Source organism: Achromobacter piechaudii NBRC 102461, from assembly GCF_001571245.1.
GTDB lineage: Bacteria > Pseudomonadota > Gammaproteobacteria > Burkholderiales > Burkholderiaceae_B > Achromobacter > Achromobacter piechaudii.
Genome location: NZ_BCTK01000007.1, coordinates 294588 through 318367, shown reverse-complemented (window position 1 = coordinate 318367; position 23780 = coordinate 294588). Strand labels below are relative to the sequence as shown.

Annotated in this window: 22 protein-coding genes; 10 read left to right on the top strand and 12 right to left on the bottom strand. The window is 65.8% G+C overall.

Annotated features, from left to right (window positions below; translation table 11 throughout):
* Positions 1-9 precede the first annotated feature (9 nt).
* From API01S_RS19215 to API01S_RS19165, 12 genes are all read right to left on the bottom strand, one after another.
* A complete protein-coding gene (locus API01S_RS19215; protein ID WP_061305812.1) occupies positions 10-1137 on the bottom strand; it encodes an MBOAT family O-acyltransferase in 1128 nt (375 codons plus the stop codon).
* Positions 1138-1145: 8 nt separating this feature from the next.
* On the bottom strand, positions 1146-1298 hold the full coding sequence (locus API01S_RS29215; protein ID WP_006217279.1) for a hypothetical protein: 153 nt from the start codon (positions 1296-1298) through the stop codon (positions 1146-1148).
* Positions 1295-2479 carry a D-alanyl-lipoteichoic acid biosynthesis protein DltD gene (locus tag API01S_RS19210; protein WP_006217278.1) on the bottom strand — a complete coding sequence of 395 codons (1185 nt, stop codon included), beginning with the start codon at positions 2477-2479 and terminating at the stop codon, positions 1295-1297. The genes API01S_RS29215 and API01S_RS19210 overlap by 4 nt, the downstream gene beginning before the upstream one ends.
* On the bottom strand, positions 2457-2696 hold the full coding sequence (locus API01S_RS19205) for an acyl carrier protein (RefSeq protein WP_039882716.1): 240 nt from the start codon (positions 2694-2696) through the stop codon (positions 2457-2459). The genes API01S_RS19210 and API01S_RS19205 overlap by 23 nt, the downstream gene beginning before the upstream one ends.
* A gap of 368 nt (positions 2697-3064) precedes the next feature.
* Positions 3065-3568, bottom strand: a complete 504-nt coding sequence (locus tag API01S_RS19200; protein WP_046806525.1) for an outer membrane lipoprotein — start codon at positions 3566-3568, stop codon at positions 3065-3067.
* A gap of 214 nt (positions 3569-3782) precedes the next feature.
* On the bottom strand, positions 3783-4724 hold the full coding sequence (locus API01S_RS19195; RefSeq protein WP_061305810.1) for a carbohydrate kinase family protein: 942 nt from the start codon (positions 4722-4724) through the stop codon (positions 3783-3785).
* 12 nt (positions 4725-4736) lie between these two features.
* A complete protein-coding gene (locus API01S_RS29655; RefSeq protein WP_061305808.1) occupies positions 4737-6293 on the bottom strand; it encodes a DUF3426 domain-containing protein in 1557 nt (518 codons plus the stop codon).
* A 26-nt stretch (positions 6294-6319) separates the two neighbouring features.
* Positions 6320-7246, bottom strand: coding sequence for a 50S ribosomal protein L11 methyltransferase (gene prmA, locus API01S_RS19185; RefSeq protein ID WP_050730944.1), 927 nt, complete (start codon positions 7244-7246; stop codon positions 6320-6322).
* 94 nt (positions 7247-7340) lie between these two features.
* A complete protein-coding gene (accC, locus tag API01S_RS19180) occupies positions 7341-8687 on the bottom strand; it encodes an acetyl-CoA carboxylase biotin carboxylase subunit (RefSeq protein WP_006221871.1) in 1347 nt (448 codons plus the stop codon).
* A gap of 9 nt (positions 8688-8696) precedes the next feature.
* On the bottom strand, positions 8697-9152 hold the full coding sequence (accB, locus tag API01S_RS19175) for an acetyl-CoA carboxylase biotin carboxyl carrier protein (RefSeq protein WP_050730943.1): 456 nt from the start codon (positions 9150-9152) through the stop codon (positions 8697-8699).
* 88 nt (positions 9153-9240) lie between these two features.
* Positions 9241-9675, bottom strand: coding sequence for a type II 3-dehydroquinate dehydratase (gene aroQ / locus API01S_RS19170; RefSeq protein ID WP_006217272.1), 435 nt, complete (start codon positions 9673-9675; stop codon positions 9241-9243).
* 97 nt (positions 9676-9772) lie between these two features.
* Positions 9773-10306, bottom strand: coding sequence for a TlpA family protein disulfide reductase (locus tag API01S_RS19165; protein ID WP_006217271.1), 534 nt, complete (start codon positions 10304-10306; stop codon positions 9773-9775).
* A gap of 106 nt (positions 10307-10412) precedes the next feature.
* On the opposite strand from API01S_RS19165, the gene mpl reads away from it, so the two are divergent.
* From mpl to aroE, 10 genes are all read left to right on the top strand, one after another.
* Positions 10413-11783 carry a UDP-N-acetylmuramate:L-alanyl-gamma-D-glutamyl-meso-diaminopimelate ligase gene (mpl, locus tag API01S_RS19160; RefSeq protein WP_050730941.1) on the top strand — a complete coding sequence of 457 codons (1371 nt, stop codon included), beginning with the start codon at positions 10413-10415 and terminating at the stop codon, positions 11781-11783.
* Between the two features lie 26 nt (positions 11784-11809).
* On the top strand, positions 11810-12412 hold the full coding sequence (locus tag API01S_RS19155; RefSeq protein WP_050730940.1) for a YqiA/YcfP family alpha/beta fold hydrolase: 603 nt from the start codon (positions 11810-11812) through the stop codon (positions 12410-12412).
* Between the two features lie 73 nt (positions 12413-12485).
* Positions 12486-14387 carry a ribonuclease catalytic domain-containing protein gene (locus API01S_RS19150; protein WP_050730939.1) on the top strand — a complete coding sequence of 634 codons (1902 nt, stop codon included), beginning with the start codon at positions 12486-12488 and terminating at the stop codon, positions 14385-14387.
* Positions 14388-14505: 118 nt separating this feature from the next.
* On the top strand, positions 14506-15177 hold the full coding sequence (locus tag API01S_RS19145) for a response regulator transcription factor (RefSeq protein ID WP_006217267.1): 672 nt from the start codon (positions 14506-14508) through the stop codon (positions 15175-15177).
* Positions 15164-17650 (top strand): sensor histidine kinase, encoded by a 2487-nt coding sequence (locus API01S_RS19140; RefSeq protein ID WP_050730937.1) that lies wholly within the window; start codon positions 15164-15166, stop codon positions 17648-17650. Before API01S_RS19145 ends, API01S_RS19140 begins: the two co-directional genes overlap by 14 nt.
* Positions 17651-17776: 126 nt before the next feature.
* Complete coding sequence (locus API01S_RS19135) at positions 17777-18874, top strand: ABC transporter substrate-binding protein (protein ID WP_050730936.1); 1098 nt, start codon at positions 17777-17779, stop codon at positions 18872-18874.
* A gap of 151 nt (positions 18875-19025) precedes the next feature.
* A complete protein-coding gene (locus tag API01S_RS19130; RefSeq protein ID WP_006217263.1) occupies positions 19026-20804 on the top strand; it encodes an ABC transporter permease in 1779 nt (592 codons plus the stop codon).
* Complete coding sequence (locus API01S_RS19125) at positions 20797-21885, top strand: ABC transporter ATP-binding protein (protein ID WP_050730935.1); 1089 nt, start codon at positions 20797-20799, stop codon at positions 21883-21885. The genes API01S_RS19130 and API01S_RS19125 overlap by 8 nt, the downstream gene beginning before the upstream one ends.
* A gap of 173 nt (positions 21886-22058) precedes the next feature.
* Entirely contained in the window at positions 22059-22916 is an 858-nt protein-coding gene (locus API01S_RS19120; protein WP_006217261.1) for a TonB family protein, read from the top strand.
* Positions 22913-23776, top strand: a complete 864-nt coding sequence (aroE, locus tag API01S_RS19115) for a shikimate dehydrogenase (protein WP_050730934.1) — start codon at positions 22913-22915, stop codon at positions 23774-23776. The genes API01S_RS19120 and aroE overlap by 4 nt, the downstream gene beginning before the upstream one ends.
* The last annotated feature ends 4 nt before the right edge of the window (positions 23777-23780 follow it).

Sequence of the window (23780 nt, the reverse complement as noted above, 5' to 3'; positions counted from 1 at the left end):
CTCCCGGCGTCAGATAGGGCTGCGGCCGCTGAACACGTACAGCGCCAGCGCAGCCAGGATCAAGGTAAGCACGCGGCCCAGGAAGCGCATCACCGGATGCGCCAACGTGGCTTGCAACGCGGGCCGGGTGCGCGACGCGTTGATCAGCAGGTTGTGTCCTACCGAATACGCGCCGAACATCAGGCCGCTGACGATGTAGTGCAGCGACAGGCCGTTCCACACGCCCATGGCCAGCAGCGTGGCGAAGATGCCGATGTTCTGCGCCGCCATGCGGTGGCGTCCGAAGAACTTGGTCTTGCTCAACGCCTTGTAGATCGGCATGAAGACCACGTCGCGCAACCACTCCGACAGGCTGATGTGCCAACGGCGCCAGAAATCCTGCGGGTTCAGCGTGGCCAGCGGGTTGCGGAAGTTGATCGGCAAGGTAAAGCCGAACAGCATGCCGATGCCGATGGCCATCGTGGAATAGCCGGCGAAGTCGAAGAACAGATAGGCGCTATAGAGCGACGCGTTCAAGGCCACGCCGGTGAAGGAATAGTCGTGCGCGTCCAGCGTCGCCAGGCCGTAGCGCCAGATCAGTTCGGCCACGCCGAACTTCTGGATGACGCCCAGCATGATCAGTTCCAGCCCGGTCAGCCAGGTGTTCAGGTTCACGCCTTCATAGCCGCGCTTCAGGTCGGCCTGAAAGTTGCGCCAGCGGTACATCGGGCCGGCCAGCAAGGTCAGCGGGAAGAACAGGTAGATGAAGTAATCCAGCGGTGACACACGCTCATTGCGCTGTGCGAACAGCAGCACGTCGATGGCGCGGAACGTGGCGAACGACAGGCCCAGCATGGCGCCCAGGTGCGATACCCCGGTCTTGACCAACAACAACGGCGTCATCGTGATGACGACCGCCAGCCACGTCGGGATGTAGTTGCGGCGCATGGCCCACAACGCGCTGCCCGAAATGGCCAAGAGCGCGATGGGCTGATAAGGCCGCGCCCAGAACACCGCCATCCACACACCCAGGCAGATCACGCCAATGATGTGGCGATAGCCGATGTGCAGCGGCATGCCGAACGAGCGGTACGCCAACAGGCCAAGGCCACCGCACAGGGCGCCCCCGAAAAAGCTCAAGCTTGCGAACAATTCCATGGCGCGGCTCAGAACTGCTGGTATTGGAATTCGACCTTGATCGGTCCGCCGCTGCCCGTGGTGGGCTGGGCCTGCAACACGAAGACGAGGATCACCCCGACGTACAGGCACAGGTGCCAGAAGAAGCGGCGCCCGGCGCCGTCCTTGCGAAAGAATTTCATCGGGAAAAGTACTCCGCAATACCTTGGTCCGCCAGCGCCCAGCCCAGCTCGGCCAGATGCATGTCGTCGCGCACCATACCCGGTTCAAACGGGATGCTGTAAAGATCCAGGCAGCCCATCTGATAGCGCTGGCACATGCCGGTGATGGCGGCCACCACGGGGTCGAATCGCTCGACGTCCAGGATCAGTTTGGGATTGAAAGGCTGAATGACGAAGTACGCCTTCACATGGCGCTTTTGCAGCAAGGCCATGACGCGCGACAGATCGCCCAGCTCGGTGCGGGTGATCGGGTCGACATCGGCGAACTCGTTACGGGCAGGCGAATACAGCGGCGCCAGATACTGCTTGTAGTAGTCGTCGCGCACGTCATAGGGGTTGTTGCCGCCCAGACGGTGTTCCACCTCGCGCGCTTCATGCGTCAAGCGGCCCCACTGCCCTTCGTTCAAGCGCGCCGCAGAAGGCCAGGACACGAAGCGGTGCGCGGGCACGGACAGCTTGGTGCGCGGACGATCGGGCGCGGGCTCCTTGCGGGCGTGCCACCAGAGCGACAGCTTGTCTTTCAGCTCGGCCACCTGGCCATTGGCAATCAGCCACAGCAGACCCCAGTTGGCGTTGTCGCTGATCCAGTTCTGCATCTGCTCGCGCGTGTTCGGCTGGTCCCACAGGCGGTCCCACACCGGACCGGTCACGTGTTCGGCGAACGCGCTGCGCGGCAACTGGCCCCCCGACGCGAACCACGCCGGAGACACCATGATCACCAGCCGCGTGTTGGGCGTCAGGGAATCGGCCACCGATTCCAGCACGCTGACGATGCCGTAGGACTGGAACATGGCGTGGCCATAGGCCAGCGTCGGCACCTTCAATTCTTCGGGGAAGAAGCGGTAGGGAACGAAGCGCAGGTCGTGGCTGGACAATTCGGAAGAGCCCAAGACGACCAGCGTCCCGTCGCTAAGGGCGTTGCCCAGGCGATTCAGGTTGACGTGTTGGGTGCCCCAGTCCGGTCCCAGATTGGGCAGGTAGTTGCTCTTGTCGGCAGCGGCGGCAGACGATGCCGTGGGCGTGACGACGCGACTGAGCACATCGTCAGCGCTCCAGTACGCCCCTATCGCCAGTGCCACCGCCGTCGCGGCGGCCGCGACGTGGGACAAGAACCGCGTGTTATGCAGAATGGGCAGCGACATAGCCGGCAAGCGTACGGACCGACTGCAGGTGTTCCGCGATTTCGGGAGCCGGGATGCTGCAACCGTACTCCGACTCGACAGCCAGCGTGATGTCCACGGCGGCGAGGGAATCAACCAGTCCGGTGGCGATCAACTGCGTGTCGGGGGTGACTTTCTTCATGACGATCGACTCGACGATCTCGCCGATCTTGGTGTGGAGTTCTTGCTCGGTATGCATAGATAGTGCGGCTGCCTTGTCGGCAAAAAATTCGCGTCCCGGGGATGCTGGTGACGAGAATACATAAAAAAAGCTGAAGCTCAACTGACGGGATTCAGCGATCCAGAACGACACCAGGACGCACTTAGTTACATGAGCGCGAAAACTTGACATCGATCGCAGGCGCAATCATTGCACTTTGGCCGTTGAATCGCCATGAAACTTTTGGCCTAAATCGCTAGAAAAGGCTCGGAAACGTAACGCTTGCGGGTAATTCCCGGGTATCCCGTTGCGGCGGAGCGACACTTTCAGGCAAGAAAAAGCCCCCGAATCGGGGGCCGACGCACAGGGACGCTGGGTTGAAAAAGCCCGCTTGCGCGGGCTTTGCATTACATCGGGGTGACGCGGGTGGGACCGGCGCCGCTGATCACCTGGACACGCTGGCCCACGCTGATCGGCACATCGGCCTCTTGCGCGACGACACGGGTTTCGCCGTTGTCCAGGCGGACCGTGACTTCGTAGCCGGAATTCGTGCCAACGCGGTTTTCGACTGCGTTGCCGGCCAGGGCGCCAAGGATGGCGCCGCCGACGGTGGCGATGGTGCGGCCCGTGCCGCCACCGACCGCGTTACCCGCCACACCGCCCAGCGCGCCACCGGCCAACATGCCGACACCACTGGACTTGTCATTCTGGATCACGATGGGGCGCACGCCCGTGACCGTGCCTGTACGGACGATCTGCTCACGCTGGGCCTGGTCGTAGCTGTAGACCCCGCTGGACGCGCTGCGATTCGCGCAGCCGCCCAGCACAGCCATAGACGTCACGACGGCCGCGATGGCCAGCCACCGGCCAGTACGCGGGGTCACCAGGGAAAGAGATTTACTTTGGTTCATTTGGACTCCTCGATCGGGCACTGCCGACGAAAACTGATCATACCCCGCCCGCCACCCTGGGCAGGCGCGGCTGCAACACACTGAAACTCACCGCCAAAGCCAGAAAACACCTTGTGACACAACGGTTTGCACGCCATGCCTTCGGTGTTTTCAATGTCGGTTCGACCGCGCATCCGCGCGGCGGTTCCCATGCTGGAAAGTCCGGATCAACCGATCACGCAGGCAGGTGGATGCCGTAGGTGGCGTGCAGCACCGCGTCGATCTCGGCGCGCGACGGCGTGTGGTTCTGCGGCCCGCGCGATGCAATCTTGATGGCGCCCATGACGTTGCCCAGACGGCAGCTGTCTTCCCAGTTCCAGCCGCTGGTCAAGCCGTAAAGCAGGCCGCCGCGCTGCGCATCGCCGCAACCGGTCGGGTCGACGACCTGCTCGGCGCGCACCGGCGCGATCTGAATCGTCTTGCCGCCCGTCAACAACGTGGCGCCTTCCGCGCCAAGCGTGACGACGACGGCTTCGAGCGTTGCAGCGATGTCCGCCATGCTGCGGCCGGTACGCTGTTCAACGACGCCCGCCTCGTAGTCGTTGACGGTCAGCGCGCGCGCCATCTTCAGCATGCGTTCGAGGTCCGCGCCGTCGAACAGGGGCATCGCCTGACCCAGGTCGAAGATGAAGGGAATGCCGCGCGCGTGCAGGCGTTCGGCGTGGGCGAACATGCCTTCCTTGGAGTCCGGCGCGACGATGGCCCAGGCGGCATCGGCGTCGCTCAGGTCGTTATCGGCCGAGAACGACATGGCGCCCGGGTGGAACGCGGTGATCTGGTTATCGTCCAGGTCGGTCGTGATGAAGCACTGCGCGGTGAACGTGCCGGGCACGACCTTGACGCGAGCGGTGTCGATGCCCAGCCCCGACAGGCGCTCCATGTATTCGCCGGCGTCTTCGCCGACGGTGGCCACCGGCAGCGGCTTGCCGCCCAGCAGATTCATGTTGTAGGCGATGTTGCCCGAGCAACCGCCGTATTCCTTGCGCATGCTGGGCACCAGGAAGGACACGCTCAACGACTGGATGCGGTCGGCAAGAATGTGCTCTTTGAAGCGGCCTTCGAACACGGCGATCGTGTCAAAGGCCATCGAACCGCAAACCAGGACGGGGGTTGCCATGCGTGTCATCCTTTAAGGAAAGAACTTATCGAGTTGGTAGCCATTGACCTGAACACCGGTCACTTCAATGGGTACGGAAATTTTCAGTTCGCCCGCCGGGGCGAAGGGCCCGCGCAGTTGATCGGGCGTCAGGTAGTCTTCGGGCCGCAGCACGCGGCGCACGACGACCGTGTCGGACAGATCGGTCAGGTCCAGCACCAGCGCCGGCCAATGTTGCGGCTTGTCGTAGCGGTTGCGCAGCACCAGGTTCAGCACCAGGCGGCTGCGGCCATCGTCGATGGCGGCGGCGCCTGTGGGCGGCTGCAAGGACGACGAGGAAATGGCAATGCGTTCCAGGCGGCGCGCGTAGCCCACCGTGCAGCCCAGCGGCTTGCACGCGGTTTCCAATACGGGGCGCAACGCGGGGACGGAATTGGCGATGTCGGTGCGGTAGACGAACAGCAGTTGCAGGCCCAGCGCGATCAAGCCCAGCAGGCAGGCGTAACCCCAAAGCTTGCGCATCAGGCCACGGCGTTCGCTACGATCCTGGTCCAGGAATTCAGGTGGCGCGCGGCCCACGTCGGTAGCGCTTGAGTACCGCGTGCGGGCCTCGCCCAGGACGGGTTCGAGGTCATCGATAAAACCGGGTTCGCTTTCGTCGGCGCGGTAGCCGTCGTGATCGCGGATATCGTGATGGCGAACTTCGTCTTGGCGGACGTTGTGAGGGCGATCGCCGCGCGAGTAGGCGTCGTGGTCGCCGTCGTCGCGGGCATAGACGTCGTGATGCGGATCGTCTTGATCGGCGTCGTCGCGGTCGCTCCAGGTGAAGACCGGCTCATTGCCGCGCGGCGTAGCGACGTGGGGATCGGGGCGATACGCTGGAACGCGGTCATGACGGTGATCGTGGACGTCGTCGTCAGAATCGCCATCGAAGTCGCGGTCGTCGTCGGACTCGTCTTCAGGCAGCGTGTCTTCGGGTTCGACATGACGGCGTATCGCATCGCGGCCACGCAACACGGCTGGCGCCGCGGCGGCTGGTGCCACGGCGGCCGGTGCCGCGGCGGCCGGAGCCGCGGGCGCGATGACCGGTTCGGCGCGAGCCTGCGGTGAAGGCGGCACAGGCGCGGGCGGCATGATCGGGGCGGGCCGGGGCGCCGCATACGCCGGCGGCGCAATCGGCGCATCCCGGCGGGCGGCGGGCGCAGGCGGCATGACCGGTGACTGTCGGGGAGCCACGGGATCCAGCGGCTCCGGCACCATGGTCGGCGCGTGCCGGGGCGCGACGGGCGCGGGCGGCATGACCGGCGCGGGCCGGGGCGGTTCGGGTTCGTCTTCCCAGGGCGGAACTTGCCGAGGTTCGGCGGATGGGCGCGACAGCACCGGCGCGGCAGCCGCTGCCGCCGGAGCGGGAGGGGCAGGCTGCGCGACGGGCGGCAGCGCCTTCGCGTCCGCGCCGGGCAACAGGCAGGCGCGCCCGTCAAAGACCGTCGAGCAGGCGCCGCAGCGCACCAGTCCGTTACGGACGCGCAACTGGTCAGGCACCACCTTGAACGTGGTGCCGCATTGCGGGCAGCGGGTGGTCAATGCCATGTGATGCGATCCTGCCAATACGGTGCTCAGGCCTTCTTGCCGTGCAGGCAAACCCAGCCATCACGAGCGCGCCAGACGGACATCGTCATCCACGGCGCGTAGGCTGCGGCGACTTCCTCGGCCTGGCGTTCCAGCACGCCGGACAGCACCAGATGCCCGCCCTGCTCCACGCGGCCCGCCAGCATCGGCGCCAGCACCTTCAGCGGATTGGACAGGATGTTGGCGACAACGACTTGGAAGGTGCCGTCGGCCAGCGCATCGGGCAGCATGGCCTGCAATTGAACGTGGTTGACCTCGGCGTTATAGGCTGTGCTTTGCACCGCCTGCGCATCGATGTCCACGGCCAGCGTCGGACCCGCGCCCAGCTTGCGCGCGGCAATGGCCAGAATGCCCGAGCCGCAGCCGTAGTCCAGCACGGTCGCGCCGGCGGGCAGCTCGGCTTCCAGCCAGGCCAGGCACAAGTGCGTGGTCGGATGGCTGCCGGTGCCGAACGCCAGGCCCGGGTCCAGTTCGATATGAATGGCGCCTTCGTCAGAAGCGGCCGAGTCCAGGCCCGGCACGTCGGGGTTGTCGCGGTGCCAGCTGGGCACGATCCACAGGCGCTCGGCGATGTGGATCGGGCCAAACTGCGACTGCGTCAAGCGCACCCAGTCCGCGTCCGGCACATCGCGCAACGTCCAGCCGGCAAACAGCGACGGGTCCAGCTCGCCCGCCGCTGCGGCTTCTTCCATGATCTGCGTGGGGTCGGCGCCATCGGGCAGCAAGGCGACGACGCGGTTGCGGTCCCACGCCTGCACGTCGGGCTCGGTGCCGGGTTCGCCGAACAGGGGACGTTCGTCATCGGTGCCGAAGTCGGCGTCTTCGACGGAAACCGACAGTACGCCCGCTTCCAGCAACGCGTCCGACAGGGCTTCGGCCTGCGCCTCCAGGCAATGGAGCACGAGTTCACGCATGATTATTCTTCCATCTGGCCATCGGGCCACGGCTCGCGCCGCGGCCCGATAGACCATAAACGTAAAAAGGGGCCCTGAGGCCCCGGGTCGTCGGTCAGGGACGCTGAGCCAACTTGTTTTCCAGGTAGTGAATGCTGGTGCCGCCTTCGATGAAACGGGCGTCTTGCAGCAGTTCACGATGCAGCGGGATGTTGGTCGAAATACCTTCCACCACCATTTCCGACAGCGCAATGCGCATTCGCGCCAACGCCTGATCGCGCGTATCGCCATACGTGATGACCTTGGCGATCATCGAATCGTAGTTGGGCGGCACGAAATAGCTGTTGTACGCGTGCGAATCGATACGCACGCCAGGGCCGCCCGGCGTATGCCAGTTGGTGATGCGGCCGGGGCTGGGCACGAAGCGGAACGGATCTTCGGCGTTGATGCGGCATTCGATCGCATGGCCCTTGAACTCGATGTCACGTTGGCGCAGCGTGAACTTCTCGCCAGCGGCGATCAGGATCTGCTGCTGGACGAGGTCGATGCCGGTGATCAATTCGGTGACGGGGTGTTCGACCTGGATGCGGGTGTTCATTTCAATGAAATAGAACTCGCCGTTTTCAAACAGGAATTCGAACGTGCCCGCGCCACGGTAGCCCATCTTGCGGCAGGCGTCGGCACAGCGATCGCCAATGCGCTCGATAGCACGGCGCGCGATACCCGGCGCCGGTGCTTCTTCGATGACCTTCTGGTGGCGGCGCTGCATGGAGCAGTCGCGTTCGCCCAGCCAGACGGCGTTGCGGCCGCCATCAGCCAGCACCTGGATTTCCACATGGCGCGGGTTCTCGAGGAACTTCTCCATATAGACTTCCGGGTTGTTGAACGCGGCGCCCGCTTCCGAACGCGTCATGGTGACGGCATTCAACAGCGCGGCCTCGGTGTACACCACGCGCATGCCGCGGCCACCGCCGCCGCCTGCTGCCTTGATGATGACCGGGTAGCCCACTTCGCGCGCAATGCGGATGATTTCCTGCGGATCTTCGGGCAACGCGCCTTCAGAACCCGGCACGACCGGCACGCCCGCTTCGATCATGGCGCGCTTGGCGCTGACCTTGTCGCCCATCAGGCGAATGGTGTCAGGGCGCGGGCCGATGAAGACGAAGCCGCTCTTTTCGACGCGATCCGCGAAGTCGGCATTTTCGGACAAGAACCCGTAACCCGGGTGAATTGCCTCGGAATCCGTCACTTCGGCGGCCGAAATGATGGCCGGCATGTTCAGGTAGCTGTCTCGCGACGGCGCGGGCCCGATGCACACGGATTCATCGGCCAGGCGCACGTACTTGGCCTCGCGGTCAGCCTCGGAGTGCACGACCACGGTTTTGATGCCCAGCTCACGGCAAGCGCGCTGAATGCGCAGGGCGATTTCGCCCCGATTGGCGATCAGGATTTTTTCGAACATTTTCAGCTATCAGCCAATGACGAACAGGGGTTGACCGTACTCGACGGGCTCACCGTTTTCGACCAGGATTTCTTTGATGACGCCGGACTTGTCGGCTTCGATTTCATTGAGCAGCTTCATGGCTTCAATGATGCACAGCGGGTCGCCTTCCTTGACGGTGGCGCCCACGTCGATGAACGGGGCGGCGCCCGGGTTCGGCGAACGGTAGAACGTGCCGACCATCGGCGCCTTCACGACGTGGCCCTGGATGACCGGGGCGGCTTCGGCGGCCGGCGCGGCAGGCGCGGCGGCCTGGGCGACGGGCGCGGCGGGCACGCCGGCTTCGGGCTGGTGGTAGGCCACCGGCTGCAAGGTTTGCGAGAACTTGACGATGCGTACCTTGCCTTCGCCTTCGGTGATTTCCAGCTCGGCGATACCCGATTCAGCCACCAGGTCGATCAGGGTTTTGAGTTTTCGAAGGTCCATAGAAGCTGCTTCCCGAGATAGTGTCGGCGGCGTCCCAGCGTGGGATCCGCGCCGTATAAGATGTAAAAGCCGTGAGTTTGGTGCGAGATCAGTGCCGCACTGCGTATCGCAGAGCCGCCTCGTAGCCGTCCGCGCCCAGGCCAGTGATGAGGCCTATCGCCAAGTCGGACAGATAAGAGTGATGCCTGAAGGGCTCTCGCTTATACAGATTGGACAAATGTACTTCAATAAATGGGATCGCGACCCCAGCCAGCGCATCGCGGATAGCGACGCTGGTGTGCGTATAAGCCGCCGCGTTGATGATGATGAAGTCTGTGCCGTCTTGCCGGGCCGCTTGAATGCGGTCAACCAGCGCGCCTTCGTGATTGCCTTGCCAAGCAGTCAGCTTGGCGCCCAGTTCCCCTGCAAGCAGTTCCAGTCGCTCATTGATCTGGGGCAGCGTCAAACTGCCGTAGATATGAGGTTCCCGGGTGCCAAGCAGGTTCAGATTCGGGCCATGCAATACCAGTATGTTTTGCGCCATGCGCTTGCCAATGAGTGGATTGCCAACGGTGGAATTGTTGGCAAAACAGCCGATAAACCAGCTTTTTACGCCAATTCCTACTATTTGTCCAACAGACTTATGCCTTTAAACCCGAGAGGGTTTGCTCAAGGTCGTCGACTTGGATTTCGCCCAGTATCTTCCGGTTAATTGCGCCATCAGCGTTGAAAACGATGGTAAATGGCAGCCCGCCGCTAGGGTTGCCCAGCTTGCGCAAGGTGTCGATCGCGCCCGCCCCGATCACCCACAACGGGTACGAAACTTGCACTTTCTCGACAAATTTTTGCATGTTGGCGGCGGAATCAACGCCGATGCCGACAAAGCGGATATTTGGATATTTTTTCTGCAACGCATCCAGTTCAGGCATCTCGCGCACGCACGGCGCGCACCAGGTTGCCCAGAAATTGACCACCATCGGCTGACCTTTCCAGTTGGCCAGGGACTGCGTGGCGCCGTTCAGGTCGGGCAATTGCAACTGCATCAGCGCGGCGACCGGATCACCCGCATCGGCGGGCGCGGCGGACGGGCGGGACTTCTGCCCCAACAAGGTATAGCCGCCAGCGACCGTGGCGGCCACGGCCACGCCGGCGGATAGAAGTAGGCGTCGATTCATGGCGCGATCATAACCGCTGCCGCTATTTTGCGCGCTGCCTGCCCGCTCTGCCCGCGCCCCGGCCGATGCGCCGCTATATATACAATGCCGGACAGGAGAGTTTTCAATGCACCTGCACATTCTTGGCATCTGCGGTACGTTCATGGGCGGCTTGGCGCTGATCGCGCGCGCGGCCGGCCACAAGGTCACTGGTTGCGACGCGGGCGTGTACCCGCCCATGAGCACGCAGCTGTCTGAGCAAGGCATCGATCTGATCGAAGGCTTCGGCGTCGAGCAGATGGCGCTGGCCCCCGACCTGTACGTGATCGGCAACGTCGTCAGCCGGGGCAACCCGCTGATGGAAGCCATTCTGGAATCCGGCGCTCGCTACGTGTCCGGCCCGCAATGGCTGGGCGACAACATCCTGCCGGGCGCACACGTGCTGGCCGTGGCCGGCACGCACGGCAAGACCACCACCAGTTCGATGCTGGCCTGGATACTCGAAGCCGCCGGCCTGGCCCCCAATTTCCTGATCGGCGGCGTAGCGGCTGACCTGAAAGTGTCCGCCCGCTACGACCCCGCGCGCCGCCCCTTCGTGATCGAAGCCGACGAATACGACACCGCGTTTTTCGACAAGCGGTCCAAATTCGTCCACTACCGCCCGCGCACCGCCATCCTGAACAACCTGGAATACGACCACGCCGACATCTTCCCGGATCTGGCTGCCATCGAAACCCAATTCCATCATCTGGTGCGCACCATCCCCGCCTCGGGCCGCATCGTGCGCCCAGCCCGGTCGGACGCGCTGGACCGGGTGATTGCGCGCGGATGCTGGTCGGAAACCGTCACGTTCGGTCCCGATGGCGCATGGCAGGCCTCTGCCCCCGACGATGATGGCGCGTTCACGGTCCTGCGCAACGGCGCGGACGTGGGCACAGTGCGCTGGAACCTGTCGGGCGAACACAATCGCATGAATGCGCTGGCCGCGCTGGCAGCCGCCGAACGCGCCGGCGTGCCTGCGGCGGAAGGCGTCACCGCGTTGACCCGCTTCGCGGGCGTGAAGCGCCGCATGGAATTGCGGGGCACGGTCAACGGCATCAAGGTGTACGACGATTTCGCGCACCACCCCACCGCCATCGCCACCACGCTGGAAGGGCTGCGCCGCCAGGTCGGATCGGCGCGCATCCTGGCGGTGCTGGAGCCGCGCTCCAATACCATGAAGCTGGGCACCATGGCCGCCCGGCTGCCTGCCGCCCTGACCGACGCCGATCTGGTGTTCTGCTTCGGCGCGCACAGCGGCAAGCACGCGCTGGGCTGGAATCCGGCCGAGGTCCTGGCGCCGCTGGGCGACCGGGCTTCCAGTTACGATGACATCGGCGCGTTGGTCGCCGCCGTCAGCGCCGCCGCCCGCCCTGGCGATCAGGTGCTGGTCATGAGCAATGGCGGCTTTGGCGGCATCCACGGCAAGCTGCTGGATGCGCTGCACGCGCGCGGCTGATCCCCCCTGACCTGGACGAGCACGAAATGATTCTCTACCTGCACGGCTTTCGCTCCTCGCCCAGTTCAACCAAAGCACGGCAGATGGCCGATGAAATGTCCCGGCGCGGGCTGGCTGACCAATGGGCCTGCCCGCAGTTGCCCGCCAGCCCCCGGCAGGCTGTCGCGCTGGCGATGGACATCGCCCGGCGTCAGTTGCAAGGGGCGGATAGCCCCCGGGCGCTGACCATCATCGGCTCGTCGCTGGGCGGTTTTTACGCCACCTGGCTGGCCGAGCAACTGGATTGCAAGGCGGTGCTGCTGAACCCCGCCGTCGAGGCCGCGCGCGACCTGGCCACCCAGGTCGGCGAGCACCACATGTATCATTCCGACGCGCCGTTCGTCTTTCTGCCCGAATATGTGGACGAACTGGCCGCCATCCACGTGCCTCGCATCACCCATCCCGACCGGTACTTCCTGCTGGCGGCCACCGGCGACGAGGTCCTGGATTGGCGTGAAATGCGCGATCGCTACGCGGGCTGCCGGCAGCGTATCGTGCAAGGCAGCGACCACGGCTTGTCCGATTTCGACCGTTGGATGCCCGAGGTGCTTGAATTCGCCCTTGGCGACAAGCCGGTTAGCCCTCAATAATCAGTACCAGTCATCAACACTCTATATAGCTGCGCAAGGCGACGCGTGCGCGCCGCCCAGGAAGATCCCCACCATGTATGTGTTTTACGAAGATGACGGCAGCTTCAAGGCCGGCAACATCCTGTCCGAAACCGACGCCAGCCTGCAGGTGGAGTCAGAATCGGGCAAGCGCAGCAAAATCAAGCGCGCCAACACCCTGTTCAACTTCGCGTCGCCCGAGCCGGCTGCGCTGATGAGCCAGGCGGCCGCCGCTGCCGAAGAGCTGGACCTGCAATTCCTGTGGGAATGCGCGCCGCAGGAAGAATTCGACACGCCCGCGCTGGCCGCCGATTATTTCGGCCACGCCCCCACGCCGGTCGAACACGCCGCGCTGCTGATGCGACTGCATAGCGCGCCCGCGTACTTCCATCGCCGTGGCAAGGGCCGCTACCGCCCTGCCCCCCCGGATATCCTGGCCGCAGCACTGGCCGCCCTGGAAAAGAAGCAGCGCCAAGCCGAGCAGCAACAGGAATGGGTGGACGAGATGGCCGCTGGCCGCTTGCCCGAACCCATCGCCCAGGTCGCCGAAACGCTGCTGATCCGTCCGGACAAGAATTCGCAGCAATGGAAGGCGCTGGACGCCGCTTGCGCCAAGCTGGGTAAAAGCCCCGACCGCCTGCTGCTGGAACTGGGCGCGTGGCCGCACGCGCTGGCCCTGCACAAGCGCCGCTTCCTGGCCGTCAATTTCCCGCGCGGGCTGGAATTTCCCGAACTGGAACTGCCGCCCATCGACCGCGAGCTGCCGCTGTCGGACGCCGAAATCTATTCGGTGGACGACGTCACCACCACCGAGATCGACGACGCGCTGTCCGTCACGACGCTGCCCGACGGGCGCCTGCGCGTGGGCGTGCACGTCGCGGCTCCCGGCCTGACCGTCACTCGCGACAGCGAATTCGACAAGCTGGCGCGCGCCCGTTTGTCCACGGTCTACATGCCGGGCGACAAGATCCCGATGCAGCCGGACAACGTCATCAAGGCGTTCTCGCTGGACGCCGGTCGTGAAGTGCCGGTGCTGTCGCTGTATGTGGTGGCCGACCCGGAAACGGGCGAGATCTTCGAATCGGACACGCGCCTGGAACGGGTGGTGGTGCGCGAAAACCTGCGCCACAACATGCTGGATTCGCAGGTCACCGAAGCCAGCCTGGCCGACCCGTCGGCCGACATTCCTTACGGCCATTGGCTGCGTCCGCTGTGGAAGCTGGCGCAGGCGCTGTCGGCGCAACGCGAGAACGTGCGCGGCAAGCCCGAAAACAATTCGCGCGTGGAATACAGCTTCTACCTGGACGGCAACCCCGACGATCCGGACACGCCGGTGCGTCTGGTGCCGCGCCAGCGCAACGCGCCGCTGGACCGGATGGTGGCCGAATACATGATTCTGGCCAACAACCTGTGGGGCGGCTTGCTGCACCAACATGGCGTGCCGGGCATCTATCGCTCGCAGCAGGCGGGCCGCGTGCGCATGAGCACGCAAGCGCTGCCGCACGAAGCTATCGGCGTGCCGCAGTACGCGTGGAGCACGTCGCCGCTGCGCCGCTATGTCGACCTGGTCAACCAATGGCAACTGATCGCCGCTGTCGAGCATGGCGTGTCGGCGCGCCTGGTGGCCCCGTTCAAGCCGCGTGATGCCGACCTGTTCGCCATCATCGGCGCGTTCGATGCGCAGTACGCGGCGTGGGCGGAATTCCAAAGCGCGATGGAGCGCTACTGGTGCCTGCGCTGGTTGAAGCAGAATGGCGTGAGCCGCACGGTGGCGCACGTGTTGCGCGATGACCTGGTGCGCTTCGCCAATGCGCCGCTGGTGACGCGGGTGGGCGGCATGCCGGAACTGGAACGCGGCACGCCGGTTGAAATCGACATCCTGGGCATGGACGAGTTGGGGCTGGAACTCGATTGCCGCTATGTCGGGCAGCTGGCTCCCGAGCCGGCAAGCACGTAGCATGGCTCCAGCGCGGCAACAATCAGCATAAAAAAACGTCCCTGCCGCGCGCTACTTATCGACCATCACGCAAGATGGGTAGCGCGCGCAGAGGACCATAACAAGACGGAGAGGCGACATGCGCATTTTGCTGGTCGAGGACAACCTTGATCTGGGCGATGCGGTGGAAAGCAAGCTGCGGTCGGCCGGCCATAGCGTGCAATGGGTGCGCGACGGCGTCGCCGCCTTGCGTTGGGGCCTGGACGAAACCTGGGACGCGCTGGTGCTGGACATCAACCTGCCCGGCAAGGATGGCTTCTCGGTCATCCGCGAATTGCGCGCCGCCGGGCTGGAAGCGCCGGTGCTGGTCATGACCGCGCGCGCCGAAATCGAAGACAAGATCGACATGCTGGATCTGGGCGCGGACGACTACCTGGTCAAGCCCTTCGACCTGCGCGAGCTGGAAGCGCGCCTGCGCGCGCTGATGCGCCGGCCGGCCGGGCAGACCAGCAGCACCACGTCATACGGCAACCTGAGCCTGGATCTGGCCGGGCGCAGCGTCACGCTGGCGGGCGCGCCCGTCGAGCTGGGTAGGCGCGAATTCCGCCTGCTGGAAATCCTGGTTGGCCGCATCGGCCAGACCGTGGCCAAGGAACGGCTGATGAACCAGTTGTTCGACCTGGACGACGGTTCGCTCAACGCGCTGGAGCTGCTGATTTCGCGGCTGCGCAAGAAGCTGGCGGGCGCCTCGATCGACATCGTCACCGTGCGCGGCGTAGGCTATCAGGCCCGCAGCCATGAGCATTCCTGAAAGCGCCTCGATCCGGCGTCGCGTCTTCACGCTGGGCGTGGTGCTGCTGGCCTGCGCGCTGATCGGGCTGGTTTTTTTCCTGCGCGACTATGCGCAGCGCGCCGCCGAGCAGGCATTCGACCGCTTGCTCGCGGCCTCGGCGCTGACCATCGCCGGCTCGGTGCAGATCGATGACGAAGGCGTCACGGTAGAGCCGCCCGTCTCGTCGCTGGCCATGCTGTCGGGCGGCGAACGGGTGTTCTACGAAGCGCGCACCTCGAACGGCCGGCTCATCACCGGTTATGGCGATCTGGCGCCCAACCTGCCGCTGGCGCAGGCGGCCACGCCCGTGTTCGCCTACGTCACCTATCACGACGAACCCGTGCGCGTGGCCACCGTGGGGCGGCTGGTGTCGGCCAGCCAGCATGCGGGCTGGGTCACCGTGCGGGTCGCCGAGACCTTGGGCTCGCGCGAGGAGCTGGCCCAGGAGATCCTCGGGCGCGGCGTCTTGCCGCTGCTGGTGGTGTCGCTGGTGGCGCTGGGGCTGCTGTGGTTCGGCGTGCAACGGGCGTTCGCGCCGCTGGCCGTGCTGGAACGCGAGCTGCGCACCCGCGCCCCCGAGGACCTGACGCCCGTGACCACGCCCGTGCCGCGCGAAGTGCGCAGCCTGGTCGAAGCGCTGAACGCCTTCATGCAACGACTTTCCATCATCATGGACACCTTGAACACGCTGGTGGCCGACGCCACGCATCAAGTCCGCACGCCGCTGGCGTCGCTGCGCGCGCAAGCCGAAGTGGCGCTGGACGAGACCGACCCCCAACGGCTGCGCGAACGCATCGGCCGCATCCATCTGAACGCCACGCACGCCAGCCAGCTCATCAACCAGCTGCTGATGGACGCCACCATCACGCACCGGCTGGGCAAGGGGCCACCCGAATCCGTCGGCGTGGCCGAAACCATCAACGAAACCCGTCGGCGTATCGGCCCGGTGGAGGCCGAGCGGCTACGCATCGAGATTGCGCCGGAAGTACGCCGCGCGCGGCTGGCCGGCGACCGCGTGGCCTTGCGCGAGATGCTGCGCAACCTGGTGGACAACGCCTTGCGCTATGCGCCGGAGGGCACCGTGGATATACAGGCCACGCCCGTCGCGGGATTCCGAGTGGCGCTGACGGTGTCCGATCGCGGGCCCGGCATTTCCGATGACGAAAAAGAAGCCGTGCAGCAACGCTTCACGCGCGGACGGGCCGGCGAATCCCAGCCGGGGTCCGGGCTGGGGCTGGCCATCGTGCGCTCGGTCGCGGTGGCGCATGGCGGCTCGTTGTGGCTGCACGACCGGCCGGGCGGCGGCCTGACGGCGCGCGTCATCCTGCCGCTGCAACAGCAGCCGATCGGACGCAATCTGGCGGCGTGGCTGGGCGCGGCGTGCACGGCAATGCTGCTCTTCGCATCCGTGCCGCAGGACGCGCGGGCCGCGCCACTGGAAGAGATCGTCACCCGCTATCCCGCGCCGCAACCGACATCGCGCACGCTGGTCATCGCCGGCCCCACGGACACGCCCGTGGTCGCGCCGCTGATCCAGGGCTTTCAATCGCTGCGGCCCGACGTGTCGGTGGTGTATCGCGAGATCAGCAGCCGCGACCTTTACGAAGCCACCATCGACGGCCGTCTGACGCAGGTCGACGTGTTGATGAGTTCGGCATCCGACTTGCAGATCCGGCTGGCCAACGACGGCTACGCGCAGGCCTACTCGTCGCCCTACGCGGCCAAGCTGCCGTCGTGGGCGGTCTGGCGCAACGAGGTCTACGGCTTCACGTTCGAGCCCGCGCTGATCGTCTACAACCCCAAGCGCTTCACCGAGGCCACCGTGCCGCGTTCGCGCCAGGACATCCTGCGCCTGCTGGAGCGCGAGCGCGCCAGCTTGCAAGGACGCGTGGGCACCTACGATATCGCCGCCAGCAGCCTGGGCTATCTGCTGGCCGAACAGGACGAGCTGGTGTCCTCGAACTTCTGGGGCCTGGCCAACGCGATGGGCCAGGTGGGCGTGCGCCTGTCGCCGACCAGCGCCCAGATCCTGGACGCGATCGAAAACGACGAACTGGACCTGGCCTACAACATCCTGGGTTCGTATGCGCTGTCGCGCCAGGCGGCCGGCAGCAAGATCGGCGTGGTGTTTCCGCAGGACTACGTGCTGGTGCTGGCGCGCTCGGTGCTGATTTCGCGGCGCGCGCCCAGCCCCGACCTGGCGCGCGCGCTGGTGGACTGGCTGCTGTCGCCGGCCGGTCAGCAGGTCGCGTCGAGCCACGCGGCGCTGGGTTCCATCATGGAAGACACGCCAGGGCGCTGGACGTCCGAGGCCGTGCTGGCGCGCTCGCAAGGCATCGTGCAGCCGGTGGTTCTCAGCCCCGCCCTGCTGGTGGGCCTGGACCAGCGGCGGCATTCGCGCTTCGTGCAGAACTGGGTGCGCCTGGTCACCGACACGCCGACGTCGCGCTAAGGCCAGGGGATAACCCCTAGCCGCTTCCTGTCGCCATGACAGGACGACGACAGACGCCGCCTCCTAAGATGGCCGCAGGCTGGACCCAGATCCCGCTATAGACCAATTCCAATCGGAGACGAACACATGCTTGCCAAGTCCCAACTGGCGGCCGCCTGCGCCGCAGCTTTCGCCATCGCCACCGGTAGCGCCTTCGCGCAGGCCGTACCAGCCGGCTATCCGGCCGACTACCAAAAGGTCCTGGACGGCGCCAAGAAGGAAGGCAAGGTCGTCATCTATTCGACCACCGACACCAAAGCCGCCGGCCCCATCATCAAGGGTTTCGAAGCGCTGTATCCGGGCATCAAGGTCGAATACAACGACATGAACAGCACCGAGCTCTACAACCGCTACATCAGCGAACAGGCGGCGGGAGGCAGCAGCGGCGACATCGTCTGGAGCTCGTCGATGGACTCGGCCCTGAAGCTGGCCACCGACTACGCGCTGCAATACAAGTCGCCCGAAGCGGGCAAGCTGCCGGGCTGGGCCAACTGGAAGGATTCGGCCTACGGCACGACCTACGAACCGGCCGTGTTCATCTACAACAAGCGCCTGATTCCCGCCAACGAAGTGCCGACCACGCACGGCGCGCTGGCCAAGCTGATCGCCAGCCAGCCGGACAAGTTCAAGAACAAGGTCACCACCTACGACATCGAAAAGTCGGCCGTGGGCTTCATGCTGGCGGTGCAGGACAAGGCCAACGACCCGAAGTACTTCGAGACGCTCAAGGACATCGCCAAGGGCGGCCTGATCGTGCAGTCGTCCACGGGCACCATGATGGAACGCGTGTCCTCGGGTGAAAACCTGATCGGCTACAACATCCTGGGTTCGTATGCCGAAACGCGCGCCAAGGCTGATCCGTCGCTGGGCGTGGCCTACCCGACCGACTACGCGCTGGTGCTCTCGCGCGTGGCGTTCATCAGCAAAAAGGCCAAGAACCGCAACGCCGCCAAGCTGTGGATGGATTACCTGCTGTCGCAGAAGGGCCAGGAAATCATGGCCAACCAGGCCGACCTGGCTTCGGTGCGCGATGACATCGAAGGCGACAACGACGTGGACGGCATGACCAAGAAGCTGGGCGCCTCGCTCAAGCCGATTCCGGTCAACGAAACGCTGCTGGACTATCTGGAGCAGAACAAGCGCCTTCAGTTCATCAAGGACTGGCGCGCCGCGGCCGGCAAGTAAGGCCGCGCGGGACCGGGGCGCGGCGCGCCCGCCCCGGTCTCCCGAACGCGTAGCGGACGGCAGCCTGCCGTCCGCCTGACCGCCCCCGGGCGGGCCTGCCCCACTCCGGGCGGCGCGACCATCGCGTCATTCTCGACAACAGGATTTCCCCATGCAGTCATTGCGCAGAAAATGGCAGTCCCTGCCGCGCGGCGTGGTGGTGCTGATCACAGCCCTGGCCATCTACGTGCCGCTGTCGTTCATCATCGTCCAGAGCTTTCTCTCCGCGCCTTTCTTTGCCCCGTCCAAGGTCTTCAGCCTGGACGCCTTCCGCTTCATCTTCGCGGATCCCGATTTCTACAAGGCGCTGAAAAGCGGATTCATCCTGGCCTTCGGGCTGGCCATCATCGCCATTCCGCTGGGCGGCATGCTGGCCTTCCTGATGATCCGCACCGACCTGCCCGGCCGCCGCTGGATCGAACCGCTGATCCTGGTGCCGGTGTTCGTGTCGCCCATGGTGCTGGGCTTCGGCTACGTCGTGGCAGCGGGCCCGGTGGGTTTCTTCTCGATCTGGGCGCAGAACATTCTGGGCTTCGTGCCCTGGAACGTCTATTCGCTGACCAGCATCGTCATCATCGCCGGCCTGACGCACGTGCCGCACGCGTACCTGTACATCTCGTCCGCGCTGCGCAGCATGGGGTCCGACGTCGAAGAAGCCGCCCGCGTGGCCGGCGCCTCGCCGCTGCGCGTGATGGTGTCGGTCAGCCTGCCGATGGTGCGCCCGGCCATGCTGTACGCGACCGTGCTGCTGTTCTTCCTGGGCCTGGAAGTCTTCGGCCTGGTGCTGGTGCTGGGCGATCCGGAAGGCAACCTGGTGCTGGCCACCTACCTGTACAAACTGACCAACAAGCTGGGCATTCCTTCGTATCACCTGATGGCCGCCGTGGCGGTCGTGCTGATCTGCATGACGATCCCGCTGGTGATGCTGCAACGCCGCCTGATGCGCACCGCGAACCGCTTTGTCACCGTCAAGGGCAAGGCCTCGCGCGCGCGGCCGCTGCCGCTGGGCAAGTGGCGCTGGGTGGCGGGCGCGGTCGTGGCGTTCTGGCTGGTGGTGACCATCGTGGTGCCGCTGCTGGGCGTGCTGCTGCGCGCGTTCGTGTCCAACTGGGGCATGGGCGTGTCGCTGTTCGACGTGCTGTCGCTGGATGCCTTCCGTACCGTCTTCGCGCAACCGAACCTGATCCGCGCGATCGTGAACTCGGTGGCCATCGGCGTGTTCGGCGGCGCGCTGGCGGTGATGTGCTACATGTTCGTGGGCCTGGCGATGCATCGCAAGCCCGACAACGTGACGCGCTTCATGGATTACAGCGTGCTGGTGCCGCGCGCCGTGCCCGGCCTGCTGGCCGGCCTGGCCTTCCTGTGGGTGTTCCTGTTCGTGCCGATGTGGCTGGACAACGCCCTGGACGTGGACGAGCACGGCTGGCTGTCGGCGCTGCCGTTCGCCGAATGGCTGCGCGAGAACTTCATCGAATGGCTGCGCGCCATGCGCAGCACCATCTTCAGCGTGTGGCTGGCGTACACGGTGGTGTGGATGGCCTACGGCCTGCGCCTGATCTCTTCGACGCTGCTGCAAGTGGGCCCCGAACTGGAAGAGGCCGCCCGCAGCGCCGGCGCGCGCCGTGGCCAGGTCACGCGCCACGTCACGGTGCCGCTGGCCAAGTACGGCCTGATCGGTTCCTGGCTGCTGATGTTCCTGATCTTCGAGCGCGAATACTCCACCGGCGTCTATCTGCTGTCCCCCGGCACGGAAACCATCGGTTCCATGCTGGTGTCGTTGTGGGCCTCGGGCGCCATCGACATCGTGGCCGCGCTTTCCTTCATCAATATCGTTCTGGTCGTGATCGGCCTGGGCATCGCCCTGCGATTCGGAGTCAAACTTCATGATTGAGCTTTCTGTAGAAGACCTGCACCTGGACTACGGCGACAACCCGGTGCTCAAGGGCGTGTCGATGCAATTGCGCCAGGGCGAAGTGGTATCGCTGCTGGGACCGTCCGGCAGCGGCAAGACGACGCTGCTGCGCGCCGTGGCCGGGCTGGAAGGCCCCAAGCGCGGCCGCATCACCATCGGCGACCGCATCGTCTATGACGGCGGCGCGCGTAAAGAGATTCCCGCCGAAGAGCGCAACCTGGGCCTGGTGTTCCAGTCCTACGCGCTGTGGCCGCACAAGACCGTGTTTGAAAACGTGGCCTACCCGCTCAAGCTGCGCAAGGTGCCGTCGGCCGAAGTGCGCGAACGCGTGCAGGCCGTGCTGGATCAGCTGGGCCTGGGCAAGCTGGGGCAGCGCCATCCGCACGCCTTGTCGGGCGGGCAGCAGCAACGCGTGGCGATCGGCCGGGCGCTGGTCTACAGCCCGCCCGTCATCCTGCTGGACGAACCGCTGTCCAACCTGGACGCCAAGCTGCGCGAGGAAGCCCGCGCCTTCCTGCGCGAACTGATCATCCGCCTGGGGCTGTCGGCCCTGATGGTGACGCATGACCAGAGCGAAGCCATGGCCATTTCCGACCGCATCCTGCTGCTGAACAACGGCAAGATCGAACAGCAGGGCACGCCGCAGGAAATGTACGGCTCGCCCTCCACGCTGTTCACGGCGGAATTCATGGGCAGCAACAACCGCCTGGAAGGCAAGGTCACCGAAGTGCGCGACGGCCGCGCCCGCATCGAAGGCCGCGGCTGGGCGTTGTGGGGCAAGGCGGGCGAAGGCGTGGCCGCCGGCCAGGACGGGACCGCCGTGATCCGCGTCGAGCAGGTCCGCCTGGCCGACGACCCCGATGGCAACCACATCGACATGCCGCTCTTGACCAGCATGTATCTGGGCGACCGTTGGGAATATCTGTTCCGCACCCCGGACGCGGATCCCGCCAACACGCTGGCGCTGCGCGCCTACGGCCCCGAAGGCCGCGAGCCGGGCCCCAGCCGCCTGGCGCTGCCCGCCAGCAAGGTCTGGGTGTTCCCGCGCAAACAGGCCTGACCGGTCCGCGCCAGGCTCGGGTGCGGCGGCCGCTTGGCGCCGCCCACCCGGCTTGGACGTCGTGCCGTCCGACAGCTGTTACAAGCCGTTGGCCGGCCTGTCCGGGCGACGCGGACTCGCCTTACAATGCGACCGTGCAACGCCCTGATTCCTCCTCCCCGCTAGGCCGTTATATGCGGTGGCTGGGCGCTCCCGCCCAGCACTACCTGCGCATCGGCATTGCAATATCGCTGTTGGTGCACGCCGGCGCCCTGGCGTGGCGCTTCGGCGTGCCCGCGCTTACCCGGCCGCCCGTCACCAGCCTGGAAGTGGTGCTGCTGAACGCCCGCAGCGAAACGCCGCCCGAAGCGCCCCGGGCCCAGGCACAGAACCAGATGACAGGCGGGGGCAACGCCGACCGCGGCATGACCACCACGCCGCTGCCCCAGACCGGCGCGGCCGCCGAGACCATCGTGCTGGAAGCGATGCGCCGCCGCCAGGTGCAGCTGGAAGCCGAACAGACCCGCCTGATGACCCAATTGCGCTCGGCGCAGAAGGCCGGCACCGAACGCCAGGCCGTCAACCCCTGGCCCGACGGCGCCGACCTCGGCCAGGACGCCGAAGACCAGGCCAGCGTCATCCAGAACTCCCAGGTGGCCGCGCTGGCCGCCAGGGTCCAGCAATACAGCAATGAACCGCGCAAGCAGTTCGTGGCCCCTTCGGCCGAAGCCTCGCGCTACGCCGCCTACCTGGACGCATGGCGCGCCCGCATTGAAACCGTCGGCACGCAGCACTATCCCGAGGAAGCGCGCGGACGCATCTACGGATCGCTGCGCATCACCGTGTCGGTGCGCGCGGACGGCAGCATCGCCAACGTGGAGATCGACCAACCCTCGCCCCACGCCGTGCTGAACCAGGCCGCCCGCCGCATCGTCCAGCTGGCCGCGCCCTTCCCCCCCTTCCCGCCCGATATCGCCCGCGATACGGACGTGCTGGTCATCACCCGCACCTGGCATTTCGTCAACGACACCCTGGAAACCCAAGCCCCATGACCGAGGCGACCCCTCTTGCCCGCTACGCCGTCATCGGCAATCCCGTCGCGCACAGCCGCTCGCCCCAGATCCACGCCATGTTTTCCGAACAGACCGGCAAGCCGCTGCGCTACGAGCGCCTGCTGGCGCCGGTTGACGGCTTTGCCGACGCGGTGGCGGCGTTTGTCGCAGGCGGTGGGGTGGGCTTGAATGTCACGGTGCCTTTCAAGCGGGACGCCTACGCACTGGCGGCGGACCATCTCTCTGCCCGCGCCCGGCTGGCCGGCGCGGTCAACACCTTGAGCTGGCGTGACGGGGCCTGGCACGGCTGCAATACCGATGGCGTGGGCCTGGTGTCCGACCTGATCCGCCTGGGCTTGCGGCTGGCCGGCGCCAACGTGCTGCTGGTGGGCGCGGGCGGCGCGGCGCGCGGCGTGATGCAACCGCTGGCGCAAGCCGGCTGCGCGCGCATCCACATCGTGAACCGCACCGCGTCCAAGGCGCTGGAACTGGCCGACGCCTGGCGCGAAACCGGCGTGTCACCCGAAACGGTGGTCACGGCGGGCGGCCTGGCCGACGCCGCGCTGCCCCAGGGCTGGAACCTGGTCATCAACGCCACGGCCAGCGGCCTGCAAGACGCGGCGCCGGACCTGCCGCGCGGTCTGTACGCCCCAGGGGCCGCCGCCTACGACATGATGTACGGCGCCAAGCCCACCGCCTTCATGAAGCAGGCCGAGGCCGACGGCGCCGCACTGACGGCCGACGGCCTGGGCATGCTGGTGGGCCAGGCGGCCGAGAGCTTTCTGATCTGGCATGGGGTGCGCCCGGACCCGGCGCCCGTGCTGGCCGCGCTGCGCGAGGCCCTGGCAGCCGGACACTGAGCGG